The organism is Shewanella sp. AC91-MNA-CIBAN-0169 (genome assembly GCF_040310165.1).
Taxonomy (GTDB): domain Bacteria; phylum Pseudomonadota; class Gammaproteobacteria; order Enterobacterales; family Shewanellaceae; genus Shewanella.
The window spans coordinates 12,524-38,136 of record NZ_JBEOPM010000017.1; the positions used below are offsets into that span (position 1 = coordinate 12,524).

The 25,613-nt window shown below is 39.2% G+C and carries 18 protein-coding genes; 17 read left to right on the plus strand and 1 reads right to left on the minus strand.

All coding sequences use genetic code 11. From position 1 onward, the window contains the following. Positions 1 to 11 precede the first annotated feature (11 nt). The 11 genes from AAEY98_RS14740 to AAEY98_RS14790 all read left to right on the plus strand — a co-directional run bounded on the left by AAEY98_RS14740 (position 12) and on the right by AAEY98_RS14790 (position 12,766). Positions 12 to 884, plus strand: coding sequence for a glycosyltransferase family 2 protein (locus tag AAEY98_RS14740; RefSeq protein WP_351017850.1), 873 nt, complete (start codon positions 12 to 14; stop codon positions 882 to 884). Then, on the plus strand, positions 881 to 1,831 hold the full coding sequence (locus AAEY98_RS14745; protein WP_351017853.1) for a glycosyltransferase family 2 protein: 951 nt from the start codon (positions 881 to 883) through the stop codon (positions 1,829 to 1,831). The genes AAEY98_RS14740 and AAEY98_RS14745 overlap by 4 nt, the downstream gene beginning before the upstream one ends. After that, complete coding sequence (locus AAEY98_RS14750) at positions 1,824 to 3,224, plus strand: undecaprenyl-phosphate glucose phosphotransferase (protein ID WP_351017856.1); 1,401 nt, start codon at positions 1,824 to 1,826, stop codon at positions 3,222 to 3,224. The genes AAEY98_RS14745 and AAEY98_RS14750 overlap by 8 nt, the downstream gene beginning before the upstream one ends. Positions 3,225 to 3,451: 227 nt before the next feature. After that, the gene (locus AAEY98_RS14755) at positions 3,452 to 4,657 is read left to right on the plus strand and encodes an outer membrane beta-barrel protein (RefSeq protein ID WP_351017859.1); all 1,206 of its coding nucleotides are present in this window, start codon (positions 3,452 to 3,454) and stop codon (positions 4,655 to 4,657) included. 7 nt (positions 4,658 to 4,664) lie between these two features. Then, positions 4,665 to 5,201, plus strand: a complete 537-nt coding sequence (locus tag AAEY98_RS14760) for a polysaccharide biosynthesis/export family protein (RefSeq protein WP_502959650.1) — start codon at positions 4,665 to 4,667, stop codon at positions 5,199 to 5,201. Beyond that, positions 5,201 to 7,459: a GumC family protein gene (locus AAEY98_RS14765; protein ID WP_351017861.1), complete on the plus strand. Its 2,259-nt coding sequence runs from the start codon at positions 5,201 to 5,203 to the stop codon at positions 7,457 to 7,459. The genes AAEY98_RS14760 and AAEY98_RS14765 overlap by 1 nt, the downstream gene beginning before the upstream one ends. Next, positions 7,456 to 8,193 carry a tyrosine-protein phosphatase gene (locus AAEY98_RS14770; RefSeq protein WP_351000103.1) on the plus strand — a complete coding sequence of 246 codons (738 nt, stop codon included), beginning with the start codon at positions 7,456 to 7,458 and terminating at the stop codon, positions 8,191 to 8,193. Before AAEY98_RS14765 ends, AAEY98_RS14770 begins: the two co-directional genes overlap by 4 nt. Continuing rightward, positions 8,193 to 8,891, plus strand: a complete 699-nt coding sequence (locus tag AAEY98_RS14775; RefSeq protein ID WP_351000101.1) for a hypothetical protein — start codon at positions 8,193 to 8,195, stop codon at positions 8,889 to 8,891. The genes AAEY98_RS14770 and AAEY98_RS14775 overlap by 1 nt, the downstream gene beginning before the upstream one ends. After that, positions 8,891 to 10,264 carry an O-antigen ligase family protein gene (locus tag AAEY98_RS14780; RefSeq protein ID WP_351000098.1) on the plus strand — a complete coding sequence of 458 codons (1,374 nt, stop codon included), beginning with the start codon at positions 8,891 to 8,893 and terminating at the stop codon, positions 10,262 to 10,264. The genes AAEY98_RS14775 and AAEY98_RS14780 overlap by 1 nt, the downstream gene beginning before the upstream one ends. 50 nt (positions 10,265 to 10,314) lie before the next feature. Continuing rightward, positions 10,315 to 11,205, plus strand: coding sequence for a UTP--glucose-1-phosphate uridylyltransferase GalU (gene galU, locus AAEY98_RS14785; protein WP_351000095.1), 891 nt, complete (start codon positions 10,315 to 10,317; stop codon positions 11,203 to 11,205). A 466-nt stretch (positions 11,206 to 11,671) separates the two neighbouring features. Continuing rightward, positions 11,672 to 12,766: an acyltransferase family protein gene (locus tag AAEY98_RS14790; protein ID WP_351017864.1), complete on the plus strand. Its 1,095-nt coding sequence runs from the start codon at positions 11,672 to 11,674 to the stop codon at positions 12,764 to 12,766. A gap of 146 nt (positions 12,767 to 12,912) precedes the next feature. On the opposite strand, the gene mnmC1 is transcribed toward AAEY98_RS14790, so the two are convergent. Then, positions 12,913 to 15,006, minus strand: coding sequence for an FAD-dependent 5-carboxymethylaminomethyl-2-thiouridine(34) oxidoreductase MnmC1 (gene mnmC1 / locus AAEY98_RS14795; RefSeq protein ID WP_351017867.1), 2,094 nt, complete (start codon positions 15,004 to 15,006; stop codon positions 12,913 to 12,915). Between the two features lie 132 nt (positions 15,007 to 15,138). Here mnmC1 and fabB point away from each other — a divergent pair, with 132 nt between their 5' ends. The 6 genes from fabB to folC all read left to right on the plus strand — a co-directional run bounded on the left by fabB (position 15,139) and on the right by folC (position 25,554). Beyond that, on the plus strand, positions 15,139 to 16,353 hold the full coding sequence (gene fabB / locus AAEY98_RS14800) for a beta-ketoacyl-ACP synthase I (RefSeq protein ID WP_162024366.1): 1,215 nt from the start codon (positions 15,139 to 15,141) through the stop codon (positions 16,351 to 16,353). A 429-nt stretch (positions 16,354 to 16,782) separates the two neighbouring features. Next, entirely contained in the window at positions 16,783 to 17,919 is a 1,137-nt protein-coding gene (locus tag AAEY98_RS14805) for a 4-phosphoerythronate dehydrogenase (RefSeq protein WP_351017870.1), read from the plus strand. A 189-nt stretch (positions 17,920 to 18,108) separates the two neighbouring features. Beyond that, positions 18,109 to 19,125, plus strand: coding sequence for an aspartate-semialdehyde dehydrogenase (locus AAEY98_RS14810; protein ID WP_011636866.1), 1,017 nt, complete (start codon positions 18,109 to 18,111; stop codon positions 19,123 to 19,125). A gap of 290 nt (positions 19,126 to 19,415) precedes the next feature. Then, positions 19,416 to 23,243 carry a FimV/HubP family polar landmark protein gene (locus tag AAEY98_RS14815; RefSeq protein WP_351017873.1) on the plus strand — a complete coding sequence of 1,276 codons (3,828 nt, stop codon included), beginning with the start codon at positions 19,416 to 19,418 and terminating at the stop codon, positions 23,241 to 23,243. Between the two features lie 129 nt (positions 23,244 to 23,372). After that, positions 23,373 to 24,158: a tRNA pseudouridine(38-40) synthase TruA gene (gene truA / locus AAEY98_RS14820; RefSeq protein ID WP_101086718.1), complete on the plus strand. Its 786-nt coding sequence runs from the start codon at positions 23,373 to 23,375 to the stop codon at positions 24,156 to 24,158. Between the two features lie 118 nt (positions 24,159 to 24,276). Beyond that, the gene (folC, locus tag AAEY98_RS14825; RefSeq protein ID WP_351017876.1) at positions 24,277 to 25,554 is read left to right on the plus strand and encodes a bifunctional tetrahydrofolate synthase/dihydrofolate synthase; all 1,278 of its coding nucleotides are present in this window, start codon (positions 24,277 to 24,279) and stop codon (positions 25,552 to 25,554) included. Positions 25,555 to 25,613: the final 59 nt, after the last annotated feature.

Consider the following 25,613-nt stretch of genomic DNA (forward strand, 5'->3'; position numbering starts at 1 on the left):
TTGGGTCTAGAATGAATAGCCTAGAAGAGTGCATTTCAAAAGTTAAATCTCTTGAAGTGAATAATTTTACTTTCGAGTTACTTATTCTAGAAAATTCTATTACAGCTTCAACAAAAATACAAAACCTAATTGGTAAATATAGATCTAATGATTTTAGTATAAATCATTGTTTAGAGAGTCGTTTAGGTATCCCATTTGCTAGAAATGCAGCTCTTAAATATGCAGTTGATAATAATTTTTCTTTTTTAGCTTTTATAGATGATGATGCTTATCCAGAAAAATTCTGGTTAAATCATCTTATGTTAACGCAAAAATCTTATAATGCTAATGCTGTTACTGGCCCACAGATCCCCATTTTTCCTCAGACGGCCAACAATTCGTTTAAATTTGCTTCTATTTTCTCTGAACGAAAGTTTACTCACAACACAACTATTTCATGGGCTGCAACTAATAATGTGCTTATGGATGTGAAATTTTTTTATAATAATAATTTATTTTTTAATGAGCAACTAACAGAAGGGGGAGAAGATAAAAACCTTTTTCTTCGGGCTACAAAGCAAGGAGCTACTCTTTATTGGGATGCGAAAGCATTAGTTTATGAAAATGTAGTTGATTCAAGAATGACAGTAACTTGGGTAATGGATAGAAGTTTTAGGCATGGTGCAACTGGCTATGCAATTGAATCTTCGACTAAGTCAAAAATCTATACTTTTCTAACATGTTTATTTAAAGGTAATGCTTATATTTTAAAATCTATTATCTGGCTTCCAGTTAATATTATTAATCCTAAAAAATCATTTCTAGATTCAATTTGTGATTTTTTTCATGGGCTTGGCTTCTTTTATGGTCTTTGGTCAAAAGGACGGTTTAAAAAATATATATGAATACCGTTATTGAAAATGATATAGATGTTTCTATTGTCATAGCTGCTTGGAACTCTGCTGATTTTATTGAAACAGCAATTTTTTCTGCTTTAAATCAAGTTGGTGTAAGTGTTGAAGTTATCGTCATTGACGATTGTTCGACTGATGATACCATTTCTGTCGTAAAAAATATTAATGATCCTCGTCTTCGGTTAATTAAAAATATAAAGAACTCTGGGCCAGGTGGAGCAAGAAACACTGGTTTTGATGCGGCAAGAGGGTTGTGGATAGCGGTACTTGATTCTGATGATGATATGTTACCTGATCGTTTATCGACTTTGCTTTCTTTAAAAAATGATAAAACTGATATTATTCTTGATAATTTTTATCAGAAACTAAATTCTAAATCGGATTTAATACCTTATTATAGTAAATCAGATCTTCCTTTAGGTGAGTTTACTCTTCAGTTTTTAATTAATACCAACCTCATATTTTCAAATGTAAAATCAACAGGTTACTTAAAACCCGTTTTTAAACGCAGTTTTATTAATAATAAAGGTATTAAGTATTGGCCTGAAGTTAGAGTTGGCGAAGATTATTATTTTTTAGCGAATTGCTTGGCAAATACTGCGAATGCTGAGGTTGTTCCTTATTCTGGTTATATTTATAATGTTCGTGGTGATTCTATTTCAAGCGTTTTAAATTTGAAACATATTAGTGTATTAATTGATTCAGATGCTAAATTTGCTAATTGTTTTAGTTTTGATAATGACACTCAAAGAGCGCAAATTACACGTACTAAAAACCTCTTGAGGTCATACAAATATCTCGAGATAGTCAGTCTATTAAAAAAACGTAATTTATTTAAAGCTTTTATTGTTGCAATTTTATTTCCTTCAAGTTCATTTCTGTTATATCAACCAATCTTAAAAAGATTAAATTTAATCATAAGAGGCTCTAATGGATAGACCATCAAAGTTTCAATTTACAGGTGTCCGATCAAATTTCTTATTGCGTATTATTGATATAGTTATTATTGCTTTTTCATTATTAATTATTATGCGCGGGTATAATATTGGTTTCGACAAAGATTATTTGTTAGTTTTAATTGGTGTTTTATTCTTTTTTAGTTATGTTGGTGAGTCATTAGGCTTATATCGATCTTGGCGCTTAAGTCGCTTCTCTACAATGTGTCGATTAATACTGCTAAATGTAACCTTCGCATTTCTATTCATGACGTTAGTTTTGTTTTTATTTAAATACAGTGATACCTATTCGAGAGTTGCCATGGGGGGGTGGTATGTTCTCTCTGTTGTATTATTAGTCAGTTGGCGTTTTTGTGTTAGAGAGATAAAACGTATTCGTAGAATAAAAGGTTATAACGTCCAAAAGATTGCTATTGTTGGATTAACACAAACAGGTAAACAATTATTTGATGAAATATTTAAACATGATGAATTAGGCTTTGAATGTGTTGGTTTTTTTGATGACAGGGAACCTAATCGAATTGAAAATCTTGATGCGTCATTATTAAAAGGTTCAATTGACGATGCCGTTCAGTTGGCTCGGGCGGGTAATATACACAAATTATATGTTTGTTTGCCTATGTTGGCTGAAAAACGTATAGCCGATATTATTCTGACACTTGGTGACAGTACTGTTGATGTGTTAATTACACCTGACTTTTTGTTGAAAAACTTAATGCATGCACGCATTGGCAGCGTTGGTGAAGTTGATACATTAAGTGTTTTTGAGTCCCCAGTTGCTGGAATGAAGCGTTTTTACAAACGTAGTTTTGACATCATTTTTAGTTTATGTGCCATCGTGGTCATATCACCTGTACTTATTACCGTCGCTATAGCTGTTTATATATCATCACCCGGGGCAATTATTTTTAAGCAAGATCGTTATGGCTTAGATGGCCGGAAAATTAAAGTATGGAAATTTCGTTCGATGACGGTAACTGAAAATACAGATAAGGTTATTCAGGCTCGGAAAGGCGATGCCCGTATTACTAATGTAGGTGCATTTATACGAAAAACATCATTAGATGAATTACCTCAATTTTTTAATGTCCTTATGGGAGATATGTCAGTAGTAGGTCCGCGTCCTCATGCAGTTTCCCATAATGAAGAATATCGTAAGTTAGTAAGTTATTATATGCTCCGACATAAAGTTCTACCGGGTATTACTGGTTGGGCTCAGGTTAATGGTTGGCGCGGTGAAACGGATACCCTTAATAAAATGGAGAAGCGAGTTGAATATGACCTTGATTATATTCGTAATTGGTCATTGTGGTGGGATATAAAGATTGTATTTTTGACTTTTTTTAAAGGTTTTGTCGGTAAAAACGTTTATTAATGATTCCGTAGGTTTTTATTCACTAGTATTTCCATTCCATTTTCGAATGAGCATTTATTAGTCTTTCGGATGATGCTTGCCCCTTTGACATTCTGGTTATGTTTTGTAGGTCAAACTTAAGGCTTATAAAGTCAAACACAGCCAATTCAAGGTTTAAAGTTTTCTCTCGGGTGTTATAACGTAAGTGTTGTTTTCTCCTCATACATTTTTCATAAGGATAGTTAGTCATGAACATACCGTTTAAATTGAGTTGCATTGTTACTGTTATTACTTCGTTCATACTTATTAACCCTATATTTGCAGCAGATGAAAAAGCTGGCATGATTCAAACTGAATCGGGTATTGATTTTATACCTGGTTTAAACAGCGGTCTTAAATATGATGATAATATCAGTAGTGCTTCAGCGGATACTCAAGACAGTTGGATTTTAACTGTTACACCTGCTGTTCATGCTCAGTTATTGGATGGTAACAGTATTCACATGTTAGAGCTCGGGTTTGAATATGGTGATTATTTTAGTAGTAGTGATGACAACTATTTAGATGCCTTACTGCGGGCTAGTTCTGAAGTTGAATTAAACCAGTCTAACCGTTTTAATTTCGAGGCTATGTACGTTGCTGGTCACGAAGATCGTGGAACTGGTTTTTTTGAGGGAAATAGCGGCTATCGTCAAGATGAACCTAATACCTATGACGTGTTTAGTGTTGGAGGGTATTATGAGTATGGTGCAAAAACAACGCCGGCGAGGGTGAGAGTCAATGCTGAACTCTATAGTAAAGAGTACAGTAATTATGAAATAATAACTCAATATCGTAATTTTGATGATACGACTTTAGGCGCTACTTTTTATTATGATACCCAGTCAGTAACCAGTATTTTTGCCGACTTTCAGAGTGTTGATACTGCCTATGATTTGATGGATCCAACTGGTGATCGTGACAGTATGACTAATACGGCAAGGTTAGGCGTCGAGTGGGAGGCTACGGCTGCTTCAGAAGGTAGTATCAAAGTCGGTTACCAGCGAAAAATTTTTGAGAATGAAGAACGTGAAGACTTTAGCGGTTTGTCATGGGAGGCTAAGGTTTCTTGGAAACCTCTTACATATTCGGTATTTGATTTTACCTCGGGTCGTACTAGCCGCGACCCTAATGGTTTCGGAGATTATGTAAAGGAAACTAGTTATGGTGTTAAGTGGAACCATGAATGGAGTGATTTATTCTCTTCAGCCATTGGTTATAGTCATTTTGATGACATTTACACTGGCGTAGATCGTGAGGATAAAAGTAAGCTTTACCTATTTTCAGTCAATTATAACGTCAGTCGTTGGTTAACTTTAGAGGCTGGAGTCAATATTTCTGAAGTTGATTCTAATGATGAACAGTATGTGTTTGACCGCAACGTGTATTTCATTAATGCAGAAATGACCTTATAGGGATCCCATGAAGAATTTATCTCATTTATGTTTTTCTGTTATGTTTTTACTGCTGTTTATACAGCCCAAGCTGGCCAGTGCTCAAACTCAGAGTTACCAATTAGGGGCTGGTGATACAATCATCATTAAAGTTTATGGTGAAGACGCATTAACACTCGAAACTAAAATCACCAATAGCGGTACTATAAACTACCCTTTTTTGGGGGCATTAAAATTGAATGGTTTAACCATTAAACAGGTAGAAAAGTTGGTTTACGATGGTTTGAAGGGTGATTATTTTATTGAGCCTAGTGTGTTTGTAGGCATGGTTGAATATCGGCCATTTTATATTCATGGTGAAGTTAAAAAGCCTGGCGGTTACCCATATCAGCCAGGAATGACTGTAAATCAAGCTATTGCTTTAGCGGGGGGCTTAACCGAACGGGCCTCGCAAGAAAAGATTTCTATTTCCCGTGAGGGAAGCAAAGTCGAGTCTGAACAGGGTACTATTAATAGTGCCATTCAAGCTGGTGATACCATTACTATTGAACAGAGATTTTTTTAATGATCTTCCAAGAAAGACGTCAAAGTGCTCCCTCAAACAATGTTATTAGCCCAGCAACAATGCAAATGGATCAACTTATCAATGTAAAAAAACTGCTTTTACCTATATTGCGTTTTAAGTGGCGAATTTTAGCATTTACAATTTTAGTTTCAGCGTTAACAGTGTTTGTTGTGTTAAGTATTACGCCAACTTATAGGGCTTCATCGACGTTATTGATCGAGTCTGAGCAGGCTAAGGCGATTAAAATTGATGAAGTCTATGGGATTAATTCTGGTCAGCAAGAATACTACTTAACTCAGTTTGAAATTATTAAGTCTCGTAGTATTGCTGAACGGGTATTTAATGATCTTGATTTAATTAATCACCCGGCATTTAACCGGCCACCAAGTTGGTTTTCTAAGCTTAAATCTCAACTAAACTTCATACCTAAAGAAGTTGCCTCGGGTGATAGCATAGTTAATCGAGACATTGCCAAACATCAATTAATAAACAGTTTCGCTCAAAGTATTAGTATTTCCCCTGTGCGTAAAACTCAGCTGGCGTATATTAGTTACGAAAGTACAGACCCAAAGCTTGCAGCACAAGTCGCAAATGCTGTCGGTGATACCTACATTATAAGTCAGTTAGAAGCAAAGCTCGGAATGACCCAGAAGGCTAATGTTTGGTTAGGGGGGCGTTTAGAAGGCTTACGCTTAAATTTGGACCAGTCTGAATATAGGTTAGAACAATTTAAGCTTGTAAATGGCTTGATAGACGTTGAAGGGGTTACGGCATTAGATGCCAAAGAATTAGAGCGTTTAAGTGATGAGATTACAGTGGCGAGATCGCGTAAAGCCGAAGCCGACAGCTTTATGGCAGTGGTCAAACGTTATGGCGACACTGACATTAGTCGTCTAGAAAGCTTACCTGAAGTGACGTCACATCAGTCAGTACAGAATGTAAAACGCGAAGTGGTTTTAGTTGAACGTAAGGTTTCTGAATTACAACAAGTTTATGGTCAAAAACACCCTAAAATGATTGCTGCACAAGCTGAACTTACTACCGTGCAGCAAAATTTACATAAGCAAATAAGCCGTTTAGTCCAAGGGATTGAAGATGAAGCGCAAACTACAGCACAAAATTTAAAAGCCCTAGAATCGCAATTCAATTCGGCTAAAACTGCGTATCAAAACTTGAGTACCAAGGATATTGACTATCAGCGTTTATTGCGTGAAGTTGACACCAACAGGCAGTTATTTGACAGCTTTTTAGCTCGTCAAAAAGAAACTGCAGTCACAGGGGATTTTGATTCACCAGTTGCACGATTTACTGACCGTGCAGTTGAACCGCTATCACCTGAAAAACCAAAGAAAAAAATGATTGTTATTTTAGCATTTATGGCAAGTTTAGGTTTTGCTATTGTATTAGTTTTAGTTTTGGATTCGTTAAATGACACAATTAAGACTAGTGATGATGTTGAAAAAATACTGTCACAAAGGTCGTTAGGTTACGTGCCTAAAGCCAAAAAAGGCACTAGTTATGAAGACATTAATTTTGCTTTTTTCGATACGAATTTACCTCTCCACGCGGAGGCTATTCGTACCATTAGGACTTCACTGTCATTGATGGCCATGGGTAATAAGTTATCGACCATTGAGGTGACATCATCCACTCCTAATGAGGGGAAAACCACGACATCAATGAATATAGCATTTGCCTATGCCACTATGGAAAAAGTATTAATTATTGATGCTGACTTACGTAAGTCTAGCTTAGGGATGCGCTTTGGTTTACCAACGTACCAGACCGGTCTTGCTAATATATTATCGGGCACAGACAGTGTGGATAATTGTATTGTAAAAGAAGTAAGACCTAATGTGGATGTTATGCCTGCAGGTGCCGTACCGTTAAATCCGCAAGAATTATTGTCCTCTAGTCAGTTTGATGAATTACTCACAATACTTAAAACCCAATACGGTAAAATTATTATAGATACACCACCTGTACATGCTGTAAGTGATGCATTAATTATAGCTTCATTATGCGATGCCACAGTGCTAGTGGTGAAAGCAGGACATACTCGCAGCGAAGCGATTAAGCTGACATTAGCTAAGCTAAATCAGGCTCGAGCTAAAGTGTTTGGCGTAGTGTTAAATCAATTCAATGTTAAAGATGCACTACAATATCAAGGAGATTATGGTTACTACCAAGCTTATGGCGCAGATTCTACAATTAAAGACTCTGTCACCAAGAAGAGTAAGGCAAATAATAAGGCATGATTGATTTACATTGCCATATCTTACCCAATATCGATGATGGGGCTAAATCTATTGATGAAGCCATTGGTCTAGTGGCGCTCGCTGTTGAGCAAGGGGTGTCACGTATGGTTGCGACACCTCATATACATTTGGGAATTTTCAACAATAATTTGCAGTCAATTAATAAGGCTTATGACCTGTTATGTGAGGCGTTGGCATTAACCAGTTTAGATGTGCAAATACGCACTGCCGCAGAGGTAAGAATTACGCCAGAAATCATGCAGTTTATTGAGCAACAACAATTGCCTTTTCTTGGCCGTTATCAGCAAAAAGATGTGTTGCTTTTAGAACTACCTAGTAGTCATATTCCTCCTGGTACAGATAAGTTGATTAGTTGGTTATTGGCAAGAAATGTACTACCTATGATTGCTCATCCTGAGCGTAACCGAGAGTTACAATCTCACCCTGAACGGATAAACTCTTTTGTTCGGTCTGGTTGTTTACTTCAGTTAACCGCAGCGTCATTAATTGGCGACATGGGGCCAGCGCCACAAAAATTGAGTGAACTTTTTATTAAACAAAAGCTTTATTCGATTATGGCTTCTGATTGTCATTCATTAAACCGTCGTCCTCCAAAGTTGATGCAAGCCAGTAATATCGTGACAGAGTTGACTAGCCAAGAATATGCATATGCGTTAACGACGTTGGTGCCAGATAATATTTCTAATGCATTATTTGCGGAGTGCGGTGATTAATGACATGGGTAAAGTTGTCTCCACGCAAGATGGTTTACGCATTAATGATATTTGCATTGTTAAGCTTACTGCCTATGTTGATGCAAAAGGGCTTAGCCAATGCATATCATTTTAAATCGCGTTTTTATGTTGACCAATGGCAACAAGGTACAAAACCTACATCGTTACAATATGCTAATGCATTATTAGCTGCTGATTATGCTTTTAGTGTTGACGACAAAAACCCTCATTATTTGTTAACGCTAGCCAAAGTGATGGAGTGGGGGGTGTTTTCGCAACAAGAAAAACCGAATATTATAGTGTTTAATCAACTCTATTTAGATGCGATCACTCTGCGACCTAACTGGCCAAATGCTTACAGCGATTATGCGTACAATTTAGCTTTTATCCAGAAAGATATCGTGCAAGCTTGGCCGTATTTAGAGCAAGCCTTGCATTATGGTCCATATGCTCCAGAAGTGTTACATCAAACTTTAGCTATTGGTTTTGCTTATTGGCCCAGTTTAACCATGGCCCAAAAGCAAAAAGTATTTAGTAGCGCTTATATTGCAGCTAGTGCTAACTGGGAAATGTTTACCGATCTTAAAACGCTGGCTTTGAAGTATAAATTAGCCCCTGTGGTCTGTACTTATTTTGCTTATGCAACACCCGTTAGTGGTGAAGTTAATAAATGGATTAAACTGGATATGTGCCGCTAATGGATAATAAAATTACCCATACGACGATGACTTTTGGGTTATTTAATCGTTCTATGTTGCTAGCATTATGTGCAGTTATTATTTGGGTGCCTATTCCATTAGGTAGTAATCGAATTTGGGCATTGGCGATTTTAGAATTTGTTATTATTACATTAGCTATTGCTCATGTAGCATATTGTTTTAAACATGATGCGTTATTACTTCGTCACGAGTGGCAAAAAAAGCTGTTGTTACCCATAGTATTAATGCAGGTCTACTTATGTATGCAATTACTTAATTGGATACCGCTAATTGATACTGTTGACCCATATCAGACGGCACAGCAATTACTTAAGACCTTTTGTTATGCCCTGTTTATTTTATTAGTTAGTCAATATTGTCAGCAAGCTAAAGCATTACGTTGGTTGTTGATTGCTATCATTATTTCAGGTTGTTTACAGGCTTTTTATGGCACTGTACTCAATTTGTTGCAGCTTGAAGTATCACCCATTTTTGGTTATCACGATGGTGATAGGGCCCGTGGATCGTTTGTGTATCAAAATCATTTTGCTAATTATCTAGCGTTATGTCTTTCTATTGCTTTTGGTTGGTTATTATCAGAATTAAAAACTACCAAAAAAGAGTTCGATTTACGTGGGATGTTAATTGATTTGTTATCGACATTATTCAGTCAAAAACTCATTTTACGTTTAGCAATAGTGATTATGATTATTGGCTTAATCTTAAGTCGGTCGCGTATGGGGAATGCTGGTTTTTTTACCGCTCTGGCCGCTGTGTCACTGTTGTCGATATTTATTTATCGTCGTCCTGCAACCTTGTTTAAGCCTTTAGTTGTAAGTATTTTTATTCTAGATTTATTGATTGTGGGTTCTATTTTTGGCGTTGAGAAAGTTAAGCAGCGCCTCAATGATACCTCTTTTGCTTCAGAAACTCGAGATGAAGTAGTCATTGATAGCCTTCCTATTATTCAAGAACACCTTTTTACTGGTACTGGTGGTGGGAGTTTTTATACTGTATTCCCACAATACCAACCACAGTTTTATTCAGGTTTTTACGGCCATGCTCATAACGAATATATACAGTTTGTCCTTGAGTATGGTCTGGTAATGACTGTGATATTAGGTTTATGGGTACTTTATTCGTTTTGGTTAGCTTGTCGAACTATGTATTTACGTCACAATAAACTTTACAAGGGCGTCGCATTTGGTTGTGCAATGGCTATAGTGCACATGTTGTTGCATATTTCTGTCGACTTTCATCTGCAGTCACCCTCAAATACTTTATTATTTTTAACCATTTTAACCTTATGTTGGTTAGTACGTTATTTACCTGCTGACATCGCGCAAACTAAGTCTGCGCTTAATCCATTTTAGTTTTTTAATTTTGTCACTTTAGTTTTAGCGTTAGCTAAATAAGGATATTTATGAAAGTTGTTATTCCTGTTGCCGGTTTGGGTACGCGTATGTTGCCCGCCACAAAAGCAATCCCAAAAGAAATGTTGCCTTTGGTGGATAAACCATTGATTCAATACATTGTCGATGAATGTGTTAGTGCAGGGATTAAAGAAATCGTTTTGGTGACTCATGCCAGTAAAAATGCTATTGAAAACCACTTTGATAAATCTTACGAGTTAGAATCGACACTTGAGAAACGTGTTAAGCGTCAGTTATTGCATGAAGTGCAGGCTATATGTCCTAAAAACGTCACTATTATGCATGTACGACAAGGAGAAGCCAAAGGTCTTGGGCATGCTATTTTATGTGCTAAGCCATGTATTGGTGATAATCCATTTGCAGTAGTGCTTCCAGATGTGATTTTAGATTCTTATTCTGCAGATCAACGCACCGAAAATTTAGCTTCGATGTTAATTCGTTATCGCGAATCTAATGCCAGCCAAATTATGGTTGCACCAGTACCAGATGATCAAGTCAATAAGTACGGCATTGCTGATTGCCGTGGCGAAACTATAAACCCGGGTGACTCGACTAAAATATTTAAAATGGTTGAAAAGCCAGAAATTGGCCAAGCACCATCTAACTTAGCCGTTGTTGGTCGTTATGTGTTGTCTGAAAAAATTTGGGATTTACTTGCGAGAACGTTACCTGGTGCAGGGGATGAAATTCAGTTAACCGATGCTATTGATATGTTGATTGAGTCTGACACTGTCGAAGCTTTTAACATGACAGGTAAGTCACACGATTGTGGTGACAAGCTAGGCTACATGAAAGCCTTTGTTGAATACGGTTTGCGCGATCCTAAATTGGGTAATGGCTTTAAGAAAGAACTCGCTGGTTTGCTAGAAGAGTATAGATAATCATTAGCTTTGCTTCTTCTCTATACCATTATTCCGAGTGTTAATTGTCCAGTAACCATAAATTTACATGTGGTAGTAAAGTTTAAGCTTTTATCCGGGCTTAAGTTTTACTTGGATGACATATCGGGTGACACTGGTGGATCCCGTCATAATATGAGGTTATCAGCGGTATGTACCCTTTTCAGTGATATTTGGGCTCAGTTGATTATCATCGAGCAGTAACACCGCAGTCATCATTAGAGTGCTAAGACTATTGATATTGTTTTTAATGAGTTAAAGCATTTTTTTGATTAAATCGTGTAATATATTGATGTCGCGCAAGATGTTGAATTTAATCATTTTTAGTGAGATAGGTTAAATCTAATAGCACCATGTATATCTATTATTTAGAAATACACAGGGACTATTTTGTAATTCCCTAGCTGCGGGCGTTATACGCTAAAGCTATCATTAGAGTATATTTCAGATGAGAAGATTAGAATTGTTAGATTATGGACGTTTTTTCGCGGCTATAATTGTTATTTTATTCCACTATACTTTTAATGGCATAGCCAATGGAAAAATTGATTCCATACACCATGTAGATTCGATTATTTATTTCACTAAATATGGGTACCTTGGCGTTGAATTGTTTTTTATGATTAGTGGTTTTGTAATATTTCATTCTGCTAGAAATAGAACACCTGCTCAGTTTGCCGTTTCTAGAGCGACGCGACTTTATCCTTCATATTGGTTTGCTGTTATTTTTACCACCTTGTTTGCATTTTATTGGGGTGGCGATTTAATGTCAGTATACCCGAGCCAAATAGTTGTTAATTTTACATTGTTACAAAATTACTTAGGTATTGACCATGTTGACGGAGTGTACTGGACTTTAGTATATGAAATAAAGTTTTACTTTCTAGTTTTCTTTATACTGATGATAGGTTTGCAAAAGTATTTAAATCTGTTATTCATGTTATGGCCTGTTGCAATGCTTGCTGCTTATATCACTGGTTATGATTACCTTCCGTATTTAGGAGGGTATTTCTCTTATTTTTCAGCAGGGGCTTTATTTGCAATGTTACAATTAAGTAAATCGTTAAAAAATATATTATCAATTATGATATCTTTTGTTTTATGTTTGTTATATTCAACAGACATAGCAGTATCAAAATCAGAGTTAATGGGGGTTGATTTTTCAGAATATATTGTAGGCTTAATTGTTATTATTTTCTTTGTTTTTTTTATTTTTCAAAACACAAAAAAAGCTCAATTATTAACACTTCCATTTTCAAAGACACTTGGTGCATTAACATATCCAGTCTATTTAATTCATGCTCACTTTGGATATATGTTCATTTCAAGATACGCCACAGAAGAAAATAAAATTTTTATTTATATTCTAACAATATCAATTGTTTTATCAGTTGCATATTTTATGCATAAAGTTATCGAAGAGCGCCTTTCTAATGTATGGAAAGCATTATTTATGAATACTCTTTATAAAGTGATAGTTAAAGTGCAGAGTATTCATGTTGGGGTGATAATTGCGTATAACAAATTGCTCAAACAAGGATAATTACACTTGACCATCGCTTCGTGACTATAGCCAATCATTGTTTTCCTTCTTTTTTGCATTGTTATTTCAATCCTTCTTTAGATGAGTGCTTATAGTGATGTAACTTTTGTTTTTGGAAATAAAAAGCTAGCTTTTATCTGTGGGCTTCACATCAACGCTTTTCCTTTAAGCAGTTTACGCAGCCACATTCTGTTGGGGCTAAGCAGTGCTTGTAGCTCTAGGCTTAATGGTGATATTTCACCGCATAGGTTTGCTGCTAAGCATTCAGCGACTAATGGGCCTGAGCTTAGGCCGCGTGAGCCTAGTCCTCCTAACACATATAATCCGTCATAAATTGGTGCTGGTGTTATTTGCCAATAACGTTGCCATAGGCTGGGTTTGTCTTTCGATTGCTGCTGAACAGCATAGCGTGTAAATAACGCTTCAACATCAGGCACGCAACCCATTACCGGGAAATGATCGCGACTGACCATCCTTACGCCGACTCTGGCATCATTGTTTGAAACATCAATATCGTTAGGCCAGTTTGAATTTGGAAAGCTTTGTTGCATTTTTAGGCTGTTTTCATGCTGCTCTATCGGGCAAAAATCAAGATGCTGTGGGTCTTTTACATAACTTGCTCCAACGCAATGTAATTGGTTATGTTGTGGCGTTAAATAACCATTGGCGCAAATAACAGTATTAAGCTGTGCCAGTTCACCTTGTGGCGGTACATGGCTAACTTGACCTCTAAAACCAGTGATTTGCAGGTTTTTTGTCTGTTTATACTGGGTAATTTGAGCTCCAGAGGCGATGACGACCTGTTCGTGGGTTGCTATAGGGGTATTATTCCCGGCACTAAACAGTTGCCACCCTGATGAGTGTGATTCAAGTGAGCTAATATCGCTATTATAAATAACGCGAACCTTGGTTAATGTTTGTGCTTTGGCAATGCTAGCTTGTGCGAATTCAAACGGACAAGCCCAGCCTCCTAATGGGTAGTAAAAGCCAGATTTATCAATCTCGACGTTAGCAAGTCGTGTGGCTTGGTTTGGACTTACTGCAAAAGCAATTTCAGTTGGCCATGCTTGGCCATCAATAATTTTATCCAATCTTGTTTGGCTACGTTGATCGAAACCTGTATGTAATACACCGCACCACTGATGTCCTATTTCATATTCATTATCAACTAATGCCTGAATTCTGCGTCGACTGTATAGGAAGGCTTGTTGGAAAAATTGGCTTAGCGATCCATTTTCTGGCGTAAGTAAGGGATAAATGGCACCTTGTTTGTTACCAGATGCGCCTTGTCCTAATGTGTCATCTTTGCAATAAATAATCACATCTTTGCCGCGCTCAGCCAGAGATAAAGCAAGACTTGCAGAAGCGATACCGCCCCCTATAATAGCTATAGGGCTGTTGTTATTAGAATGTAACGGTGGCAATGGGTTATAAGCAAACTGTTGCTGTAGTTGTTGTCTTAGTGCGTTACGTTCTGCGATAGCAATCTCATCATTGGATTTTGATGATGTGGTTGATAAAAAACCGCATAGTGCTAGTTGCTTTTTAATAGCCGGAGCGACATCGGTATCATTTGTGCTGGCAGCTAAAAATGTTGCATTATCAACACTGAGCCGACCATATTGCCAAAGTGAACTTTGATTAAAATAATGATCTGAATAAGCCTCTTGGTTCGTATGGGGTAGGGCAAACCAATGTGTTATCCTTTGTTTACTAGGCGTGGCAATGACTTTGGCTTGCGCTAGTGGCGAGCCTTGATACAGGTCTATGATAAGTTGGTTTTGAAGTAGGCCTAGCCGCTGACAACCTTCAATGGCTGCAATTTCACCATTGAGTAGTGCTTGGGTAAAATCGAATAAATGATGGTCTGAATTAAGTAGCCCTTGTTGTTGCCATTTGTATTCTAGTTGCTTACGATTTACTGGGCTTTGTTCAAATACACTGATGTGAATTCGAGTTTTTTGCTGTTTCAAAGGGTTTTGCAGGTTAGCCTCTTGCAAGGCTGCCAGTAATAGTATTATTTCGTGGCCATCGCCAAAACCGAGTTGGCCTAGCGTTAATAAATGTGGTTTAGTATTTGTGGCTGCTATTTTATCGTCACCGCTTTGCAATACTTCGGCGATATACTGCTTAAAAATATGGAGATATCGGCTATTTTGATTGACGTTGTTGCCCAGTAATTCACAAATATGCAACTCGTGTAAATTCGGGGATACAGATAATAAAGGTGTTTTATTCAAAATATTTTACTCAGGGCCGATAACTTGGCATTATTTTACCTGCGTTTATGGAAAGCTGACCACTTAATTGCTTCAAAGCAGCTATGATTGCCGCAATTAAGTACCGACATGTACCAAATGGATAGCATAAAAATGAAAAGAGTCGTGATCACCGGAATGGGTGTTGTTTCAAGTATCGGTAATAACAAGCTAGAAGTGACTGATTCACTTAAAGCGGGTCGTAGCGGTATTACTCACTCGGCACAGTTTGAAGAAATGCAATTACGTAGCAAAGTTTGGGGTGACATTAAAATGAACCCAGCTGATCATATCGATCGTAAAGCACTACGCTTTATGGGCGATGCTGCTGCATATGCTTACATTGCTATGCAGGAAGCGATTGCTGACGCTAACTTAACAGAAGAGCAATATTCTAATTTCCGTGTCGGCTTGATTGCTGGAACGGGTGGCGCATCTTCAAAAAACCAAGTTCAGGCTGCTGATACACTTCGTGAAAAAGGTGTTAAGCGTGTAGGCCCTTATATAGTGCCTCGTATTATGTCGAGTACTGCAAGTGCTTGCTTGGCGACACCATTTAAAATTAAAGGCACGAGCTATTCAATCAGTTCAGCTTGTGCCACTTCAGCTCATTGTATTGGCCATGCCGTTGAACTTATCCAAATGGGTAAGCAAGATATGGTTTTTGCTGGCGGTGCTGAAGAAGTCGATTGGACACTCACTATGGGCTTTGATGCTATGGGAGCACTATCGACTAAGTACAATGACACGCCTGAAAAAGCGTCTCGTACCTATGATGCCGATCGTGATGGTTTTGTTATTTCTGGCGGCGGCGGTATCGTTGTTGTTGAAGAATTAGAACATGCCTTAGCACGTGGTGCGAAGATTTATGCTGAGATTGTTGGTTATGGTGCCACATCTGATGGCTACGACATGGTTGCTCCGTCTGGAGAAGGTGCCGTACGTTGTATGCAGATGGCATTAGCTGATGTCGATACGCCAGTTGATTACATCAACACTCATGGTACTTCTACTCCTGTAGGTGACATGCGTGAACTTGAAGCATTGCGCGAAGTGTTTGGTGATAACATGCCTCCTATCGCATCAACTAAATCAATGACAGGTCATGCTTTAGGTGCTGCGGGTGTTCATGAAGCGATTTACAGCTTAATCATGATGGAAGACAGTTTTATTGCTCCAAGCATTAACATTGACAACCTAGATGAAAAAGCAACTGGCATGCCAGTAGTTCGTGAAATGCGCAAAGCAGAATTGAACACCATCATGAGCAATAGCTTTGGTTTTGGTGGCACTAACGCAACGTTAGTCATGCGTAAATATAAAGCATAAAACCTCATTAGTGGGGCAACCCGCGAATGATTTGAAAGCCAGCATCGGAGACGATACTGGCTTTTTTTATTGCTTTTTGCATAGAGAAAAAGCGATAACAGGCGGTAACAAGTGATTACAAGCGAACGCTGCGCTTATGGAAAGACTAAATGCCTAGATGCTAGTTCGCTTTGCGGCTAGAAGCTATAAAAGCGAAAGCGATGTAAGCGTATATCGGAGTTATTTGTCGGTTGTTTCTGATGTTAACCGCTTAGCTTTTATAACCGCGAAGCGAACTAGCAGGACGAAGTCCGCTCTAGCATCCAGGTTTAGTCAGCGATAACATTCAGCGCTATTTGCCATGACGGAGTGGGTGAGTTTGGTATAAGATACTAGTTATAAAAAAACGCGATGTGATGTCGTTAAACTCGCAGTGAATAAGATACCCAAATGAAAATAATTGCCGATGAAAACATGCCTTATGTTGATGCCTTGTTTGGCTATTTAGGCAAGATTGAATATGTAAATGGCCGAACCTTGACGGCTAAACAAGTTGAAGATGCCGATGTGTTACTGGTGCGTTCGGTGACCAAAGTGAATGCAGAGTTAATTAAGAATGCGCATAAACTTAAATTTGTGGGTAGCGCGACAATTGGTACCGATCATATCGATGTTGATTATCTTTCGTTGCGCAATATTTATTTTACTAATGCCCCAGGGTGTAACGCGACTGCAGTAGGTGAGTATGCATTTATTGCCATGCTGGAGTTAGCGCAACGTTTCGGTGAGTCTCTAGCCGGTAAAGTGGTTGGGATTGTGGGCGCGGGTAATACCGGCACCGCAGCCGCGAAGTGTATGCAAGCTTATGGGCTAAAAGTATTGTTATGCGATCCCATTAAAGCATCGCAAGGTGATACCCGAGAGTTTGTGTCGCTAGACACTATTATTGAGCAAGCCGATATTATCAGTCTGCATGTGCCTATCACTAAAGACGGTGAGCACAAAACCTGGTACTTGTTTGATGAAACTCGACTGAATAAGCTAAAGCCCAATACTTGGTTACTAAATTGCTGTCGAGGCGAGGTTATTGATAACCGAGCGCTGATCAAGTTTAAACAACAACGTGATGATGTAAAGCTGGTACTTGACGTGTGGGAAAGTGAGCCAAATCCAATGGCCGAATTAGTCGCCTTAGCAGAGTTTGCTACGCCGCATATTGCAGGTTATAGCCTTGAAGGCAAAGCCCGTGGTACGTTTATGTTGTATCAAAAGTGGTGTGAGTTACTTGATTTTCCGGTGAAAAAATCATTAGAGAGTTTATTACCGGCATTTCAATTTAACCAAATTGTAAATCGAGGTGATTTAACTGAAAGCCAATTGCTGAAATTGTCGCGTTTGGTCTATGATTTGCGTGATGATGACTTTAGTTTTAGAGGGTGTTTTTCAACAGCGACAGGTTTTGATTTAATGCGTAAAAACCACACTTATCGTCGTGAATATAGTGCTATCTCGTTAGCTCAATCTGTGGACTATTTATCTGATGGTACGATTAACCCACCGATGTTGAGTGCTTTAGGCTTTAATTAATTAGTTAAAGTATATAAGGCCGATATTGCCAATAGAACGACAGATTGAAGCTAAAAAACAGTAATTTTAGCCAGTTGAGAAAAAATCACTTCAAAGTCGGCTTTTTTAGTACATTAACCCTAGTAAAGCATAACTAAACTAGGGTAGATTGATTGTTCAAACTGGATAATATGGAGTCGAGCGTTAATTATGTCTCAGGAATTTAATGTAGTCGTTTTAGGTGCATCGGGCGCAGTGGGTCAAACAATGATTGAGATCCTCGAGCAGCGTAATTTTCCGGTTGCTAAGTTGTTTCCATTAGCGAGCAGTCGCAGTGCTGGCGAAACAGTCAGTTTTCACGGTAAACAAGTTGAAATTCTTGACGTAGAAACGTTTGATTGGACCCAAGCACAAATTGGCTTCTTTTCTGCTGGTGGCGATGTGTCTGCTAAATGGGCGCCGATTGCGGGTGATGCAGGTTGCGTCGTTATCGATAACACCTCACATTTTCGTTACGACGTAGATGTGCCACTGGTGATACCTGAAGTTAACCCAGAAGCCATTGCTGATTTCCGTAATCGCAATATCATCGCTAATCCGAATTGTTCAACGATTCAGATGTTAGTGGCTCTTAAGCCTATTTATGATGCTTTTGGTATTTCACGTATTAACGTGGCGACGTATCAGTCTGTGTCGGGAACCGGTAAAAAGGCGATTGATGAGTTAGCGGGTCAAAGTGCTAAATTATTGCAAGGATTACCGTCTGAGCCAACAGTTTATCCAAAGCAAATTGCCTTTAACGTATTGCCTCAAATTGATGTGTTTATGGAAAATGGCTACACCAAAGAAGAAATGAAAATGGTGTGGGAAACGCAGAAAATTTTTGGTGATGACGAAATTGTGGTTAATCCAACGGCTGTGCGTGTGCCTGTTTTTTATGGTCACTCTGAGGCTATTCATATTGAAACTCGTCAACCTGTTGATGCAGAAGATGTTAAAGCCGTTTTACGTGATGCACCAGGCGTAGAATTGTTTGATGATGATAGCGAATATCCAACCGCGGTAACTGAAGCTGCAGGTAATGATCCTGTTTATGTTGGTCGTGTTCGTAAAGATATTTCACACTCTCACGGTATAAATTTATGGGTTACTGCCGATAACATTCGTAAGGGTGCAGCATTAAACAGCGTACAAATTGCCGAGATTTTGATTAGAGATTACTATTAATTACGCTTTAACAATGTGTAATGACTTAATCAACAACGCGATTTAGTTTAAAAAGCCTGCAATGCGCAGGCTTTTTCCGTTTTACTGAGCCCAATAGTAGCAGGTGTGGTGAATCTAGTTTATAGTCGTAAACATATCATTTTTAACATCAATAACATCGAAATTGCCTGTAAAATTGGCTCACGATTGATGTGACTCGATACAGTTAACGACCATAATACTAACGATAAAAATTGCCTAAAGCCTGTTGCCAAATCGGTAACTCAATAGCGCTAAAAGGGAAGGATGGGATGACTTTGCGTACTTCATATATTGTGGGTTTGATTGCCTGCACAGCGGTTGGTTTAACCAGTGTACAAATTATTGAGTCTGCACAAGCAGAAACGCTCAAAATTACTGGCCCCAATGGCGAGGTTAAACAACAAGCGAAACGGCAATATGGTCCGACGACATCAAGAGATACGTTTTGGAGTATTGCGCAAAAAGTCAGACCCAGTGATAAGGTCAGTATTTATCAAGTGATGGCGGCGTTATTTGACGCGAATCCACATGCTTTTAGTGGTAATAATTACAATACATTAGAACGAGGGATGATATTACTTATTCCTTCTGTAGATGTGATAGCCGCTATACCCAATGATGTTGCTAAACGCCGTGCTGAACAAGATGACCGCCGCGCTAGCAGACAAACCCAGCCTCGTCCCGTTATTAATAAACCTATTCAATCCCCTATAGTCGAAACGCCTAAAAAGCCTACTGCTGCAAAACCACTGCAAATAGTTCAACAAACACCTGCTGTAGCGGTTCAAACCAAAGCGATTAATGAGGCTAATGCGGTTGTCGTAAATGATCTCAATAGCACCTTAGATAAAGCTAATGCAAAAACGTTGATGGTCACGGATGAGCTAGCGCGCGCGCAAGATGAATTAATGGTCAGTAATAATGACAATCAAGCGTTGAAAAACAAAATTGAACAAATGTCATTAAACATTTCCTCGCTTGAAGAAGATCTACAACTATTACGCGAGAAATATGAAGCTTTAAACTTAGAAAATAAAAAACTCGAAGATCAAACCGAAAATGCGGAACCCGCAGTAGAAGAACCCACTGACTTTTGGCGTAGCCTAATGGATAACACCATTTTGTTGATCCTTGCCGCCTCTATCCCTCTGTTAATTATCTTCGGGGTTATTTTCTGGTTGCTCAGTCGCCGAAATAAAAAGTCTCAACAATCTGAAGTGAAAACAGCAACCCAGTCTGAACAAGAGTCTGCAGCTGCAACAGGCAGTGATGGCTTAGATGACTCTGATGATATTGTGGTCCATTTAGATTCAAGTGATGAAGATTCAATTGATGATTTATTGGATTTAGACAGCGTAGATTTACAGCCTGAAATCCAAATGGAAGATGATGCCGAGATGGATATGGCGTCAGATATGTTTGTTAGTGAAACAGACATAGAAGACGAAGAAGGGACCTCATTAGACGATTTATGGGCAGAGGCTATGGAAGATCAAGATTCTGATCTTGAACCTCTTGAAGATGATGATGATCTCGATAGTCTACTTGCTGGATTAGATGATAAGCCTGCTGCAACCCTAAATTCTGCTGCACCAGAGGATGATTTAGACAGTTTGTTGGCGGGTTTAGATGAAGATACTGGAAAAGATGAAACTGATGATCTAGATGCTTCAGCAGAAAATGATATTGATTCGCTATTAGCAGAGTTTGATATGCCTGCAGAGCCAGATGATGTGGCTGCGACAGCAGTAAAATCAGCAGACACAAGCGCGGATGACGATATCGATGCATTGTTAGCTGAGTTTGATATGCCAGCAGAGTCGGATGATGTTGCCGCTGCGGCAGCAGTAAAATCAGCAGACACAAGCGCGGATGACGATATCGATGCATTGTTAGCTGAGTTTGATATGCCTGCAGAGTCGGATGATGTTGCCGCTGCCGCAGCAGTAAAATCAGCAGACACAAGTGCGGAAGATGATATCGATGCATTGTTAGCTGAGTTTGATATGCCAGCGGAGGCGAATGATGTTGCTACCGAAACACCGGTAAAATCAGCTGAAGCAAAAGCGGATGACGATATCGATGCATTGTTAGCAGACTTTGATATGCCTGCAGAGCCAGATGATGTGGCCGCCGAAACACCGGTAAAATCAACTGAAGCAAACGCGGAAGACGATATCGATGCATTGTTAGCTGAGTTTGATATGCCTGCAGAGCCAGATGATGTGGCCGCCGAAACACCGGTAAAATCAGCTGAAGCAAAAGCGGATGACGATATCGATGCATTGTTAGCTGAGTTTGATATGCCTGCAGAGCCAGTTGATGTGGCTGCCGAAACACCGGTAAAATCAGCTGAAGCAAACGCGGAAGAGGACCTTGATTTATTACTATCAGAGCCTGATTCGGAACAAACTGATGTTGATGCTCCTACTGCAACGGACGAAGATATAGATCAACTCCTAGCTGGCTTGTCTGTGACCAAGGATGAGAACGAAGAAGATAGCTCAACAGATAGCTCAACAGATGATGGGGATACAGACCTTCAGCCGCTAAACCGTGATTCAATTGACAACGATGATGACATAGCCGCGTTAATTGCAGCTGAGTTGCAAGATGATACTAACGAAGATATCCAAGATATAGAGTCGAGTGATGATGACATTGACGCATTGCTGTCTAGCTTGAATGAGCCTGTTATTGAATCAGTGTTTGACGAAAAAAGTGATGAACTATCAACCGGTGAACAGCAAACTTCCGATAGTGATGATTTAGCGGCGCAAATTGCTGCAGAGTTAAGTGATGAGGATGTCGCAGATTCTATTGATGATAATGAAACCAGTGATGATGACATCGATGCATTATTAGCGAGTCTTAACGAGCCAGTGATTGAGTCAGATGCCGACGTTCAGGAAAAGGCTGCCGTCCAAGCACAGATAGCTGCTGAATTAGATGATGATATTTCCGATGAAGAATCAATATCTGATGATGAGTCCCTCGATGATGACATTAATACTTTATTGGCAAGCTTTAAAGAAGATATAAAAGACGATACTCCATCAGAAAATGACAGTGAAAACCCACAGTATGGCAGTGCTCCGCAGGTTGACAACACTCAGCCTGACAATGAAAGCATCGACGATAACGCATTATTCGATGAGTTTGATGAATATCTTAATGATACCGATTTAACTAACACAGATGATACTGCTGATATTGAAACGAACAAGTATATTGAGCCAGAAGCGGATGCTGATAAAGCATCAGACAGCGATGACGAAGATAACAGCTGGTTAGATGCTGAACTTGAAGCCGCGTTAGCGTCAACGAGCAGTAATGATATTAAGTTAGATCATGATTCTACAGCTGCACAAGCTCCTACATCAGAAACGGATGATGGTCTTGATGCCTTGTTAGCGCAAATGGATGATGAAGAGGCTGCTTCGTCTAGTGCGAAAAGTAAAATCAATAAAGATTCAGGCTTCTTTAATGACCTAAAATCAAGTAAACCAAAGCCTGAACTTTTAGATTGGGAAAGCGATTTACTTAAAGCTGCCGAGTCAGCCGCTGACGAGAGAGAAGTCGATGAAGCAGATGTGAGTGACGATGATCTACTGGCTGCATTTTCACAATCACTCAATGATGATGACAACGATGATGACTTTACCTCAGAAGATGAGTATATCCTTAGCGATGACAACTTAACTGTTGATGAAGCATTGGCTGCACTCGATCAAAAAGAACGAAGCCAATCAACAGAATATAAAGCCAGTGACGATGACTTAATGCGTTTTGAGCGTGAAAACGGTTATATCGACATTGATAAACTGTTGAACGATGCTGATGAAGATGACGATAAAACCGATCAGTATAAAGACGTTAATGTTGATATGGGCTCTGCAAGTTCATTAATGGGCAATCCGAATATGGTTGATGTTGATGATGAAGAAAACTCCGTTAATGCAAAACTTGATTTAGCCAGGGCGTATATTGAAATTGAAGATCAAGACAGTGCCCGAGCGTTATTAAAAGAAGTGCAAATGGACGGTAATGAACGTCAGCAATTAGAAGCCAAAAATTTACTAAAAAGTGTCAGTTAAGCCGATAATTTTTTGCCTGCATAGGTAAAGAAATAGGCTTATGTTAACCACATAAAAGCAAACGGCGCAGATACATGCGCCGTTTTTTTGTGATAAACTGCGCGCCATTATTGAGTAGAGGATATAGGCATGCGGGTCGCGTTAGGTGTTGAATATGATGGTAGTGGTTTTTGTGGGTGGCAGCGCCAACTCGAGGTCGATTCAGTGCAAGCCCAGATTGAAAAAGCGTTAAGTTATGTGGCTAATGAACCTATAACCGTTTTGTGTGCCGGCAGAACAGATACTGGTGTACACGGTACCGGGCAGGTGGTTCATTTTGACACCGATGTTCAACGTCCAATGACGGCGTGGACACAGGGCGTTAATGCTAATTTACCCGACAGTGTGGCGATACGCTGGGCAAAAGAAGTCGATGACAGTTTTCATGCTCGTTACAGTGCGACAGCCAGACGTTACCGCTATGTGATTTATAATCATAAACTGCGCCCGGGTATTTTAAGTGCCGGAGTGAGCCATTATCACGGTGATATTGATGAAACCTTGATGCATAAAGCGGCACAGCTTTTTGTTGGCGAACACGATTTTACCAGTTTTAGAGCATTGCATTGTCAATCTAAAACGCCGTTTCGAAACGTGCATCAAGTCAATGTGACTCGCCAGGGTATGTATGTGATGGTCGATATTCAAGCTAATGCATTTTTACATCATATGGTGCGTAATATTGTTGGTTCATTACTGCAAATCGGCTTAGGTAATCAACCTATAGAGTGGATAACAGAATTGTTTGCTCTGAAAAATCGTAAGTTAGCGGCACCTACTGCTAAACCGAATGGATTGTATTTGGTCGATGTGACTTACCCTGAACAATATCAATTGCCTAAGTTAGCGCTGGGTCCATTGTTTATGCTCGATTAAGCCCTTTAAGCTATCTATGTTATTTAAGTTAGCTAAGTTATCTTTATTGAAATGTAAAACCCATGTTCTGTATTCGCAGCGCCGAGTAAGGTTTGAATAAGTTAAATGGTATTGAATTATGTCAATCGTGTCTGAAATTACTGTACCCAATCAACAGTCAAGCTTAGCTCAATGGCTGGATTATTTGCTGGCAATTCATCCTAGCGAAATTGACATGGGCTTAACTCGAGTCAGCGCTGTTGCCGAGAAATTAAATGTGCTTGATTTAGCGCCAGCGAAAGTCATTACCGTAGCCGGTACCAATGGCAAAGGCACAACCTGCGCTATGCTGGCTTCTATTTTACGTCAAGCTGATTTGTCTGTCGGCGTGTATAGCTCGCCTCATTTGCTGCATTACAATGAACGGGTACAAATAAATCAACAAGATGCCAGTGATGACTCCCTTATCGAAGCTTTTTGTGCGATAGAGACGGCGCGAGGTGATATTTCATTAACCTTTTTTGAATATGCCACCTTAGCAGGTTTATATTTGTTTAAAGCTGCTAAAGTCGATGTGATCATTCTTGAAGTGGGTTTAGGTGGGCGATTGGATGCAACCAATATTATCGATTCCACTGCCACTATTTTGACCTCTATCGATCTTGATCATCAAGAATATTTAGGCGATACCCGCGAACTGGTTGGCAGAGAAAAAGCTGGCGTGTTTCGCTCAGATTGTGTTGCTATTATCGGTGAGCCAGATTTACCGTTGAGCGTCACTGAATATGCTAATCAACTCCGTACAACGCTTTATCGTGTTGGGCATGAGTTTGATTACCATAAAGATCAGACTCAACCAGCATTATGGCACTTTGAATCTGCGCAGCAGTCATATACTGGCTTAACGGTGCCAAGGTTACCGTTAGCTAACGCTGCAAGTGTTGTTGCGCTGCTAAGCCATATTTGGCCGCAAATAAGCCAACAGCACATTAATCGAGGATTACAACAAGCTCAACTGGCTGGACGACTAGAGCAGGTGAGTCAGCAACCATTAGTACTATTAGATGTTGCGCATAATCCCCATGCAGCCAGATATTTAGCACAACAATTACAGGCGTACCAAGGTCGGCGTATTGTAGCCTTGTGTGGCATGCTTAAAGATAAAGACATTAAGTCAGTATTGGCGACATTAGATCAACAAATTAGCCATTGGAACTTGGTGAGTTTAGATAATCCACGAGGCGCATCAGCACAAGTATTGCGTCAAGCATTGCCCAATGACAGTAGTCGTGAGCATGTTAGTGAGTTTGCTGACATCGCTAGCGCATGGCAAGCCATACAAACTACGGTAAATGCCGATGATGTGGTTATTGTCTTCGGTTCTTTTTATACTGTTGCAGGCTTTAAATCTTTATAAACACTATTTATGTCCGACGTCGGTTGTACAAGCCATCATTAACGTCATTTGGTTAAAAA

Coding starts and splice junctions, on each gene's coding strand:
- AAEY98_RS14740 (WP_351017850.1), top strand. CDS start 12: ATGAATAGCCTAGAAGAGTGCATTTCAAAAGTTAAATCTCTTGAAGTG.
- AAEY98_RS14745 (WP_351017853.1), top strand. CDS start 881: ATGAATACCGTTATTGAAAATGATATAGATGTTTCTATTGTCATAGCT.
- AAEY98_RS14750 (WP_351017856.1), top strand. CDS start 1,824: ATGGATAGACCATCAAAGTTTCAATTTACAGGTGTCCGATCAAATTTC.
- AAEY98_RS14755 (WP_351017859.1), top strand. CDS start 3,452: ATGAACATACCGTTTAAATTGAGTTGCATTGTTACTGTTATTACTTCG.
- AAEY98_RS14760 (WP_502959650.1), top strand. CDS start 4,665: ATGAAGAATTTATCTCATTTATGTTTTTCTGTTATGTTTTTACTGCTG.
- AAEY98_RS14765 (WP_351017861.1), top strand. CDS start 5,201: ATGATCTTCCAAGAAAGACGTCAAAGTGCTCCCTCAAACAATGTTATT.
- AAEY98_RS14770 (WP_351000103.1), top strand. CDS start 7,456: ATGATTGATTTACATTGCCATATCTTACCCAATATCGATGATGGGGCT.
- AAEY98_RS14775 (WP_351000101.1), top strand. CDS start 8,193: ATGACATGGGTAAAGTTGTCTCCACGCAAGATGGTTTACGCATTAATG.
- AAEY98_RS14780 (WP_351000098.1), top strand. CDS start 8,891: ATGGATAATAAAATTACCCATACGACGATGACTTTTGGGTTATTTAAT.
- galU (WP_351000095.1), top strand. CDS start 10,315: ATGAAAGTTGTTATTCCTGTTGCCGGTTTGGGTACGCGTATGTTGCCC.
- AAEY98_RS14790 (WP_351017864.1), top strand. CDS start 11,672: ATGAGAAGATTAGAATTGTTAGATTATGGACGTTTTTTCGCGGCTATA.
- fabB (WP_162024366.1), top strand. CDS start 15,139: ATGAAAAGAGTCGTGATCACCGGAATGGGTGTTGTTTCAAGTATCGGT.
- AAEY98_RS14805 (WP_351017870.1), top strand. CDS start 16,783: ATGAAAATAATTGCCGATGAAAACATGCCTTATGTTGATGCCTTGTTT.
- AAEY98_RS14810 (WP_011636866.1), top strand. CDS start 18,109: ATGTCTCAGGAATTTAATGTAGTCGTTTTAGGTGCATCGGGCGCAGTG.
- AAEY98_RS14815 (WP_351017873.1), top strand. CDS start 19,416: ATGACTTTGCGTACTTCATATATTGTGGGTTTGATTGCCTGCACAGCG.
- truA (WP_101086718.1), top strand. CDS start 23,373: ATGCGGGTCGCGTTAGGTGTTGAATATGATGGTAGTGGTTTTTGTGGG.
- folC (WP_351017876.1), top strand. CDS start 24,277: ATGTCAATCGTGTCTGAAATTACTGTACCCAATCAACAGTCAAGCTTA.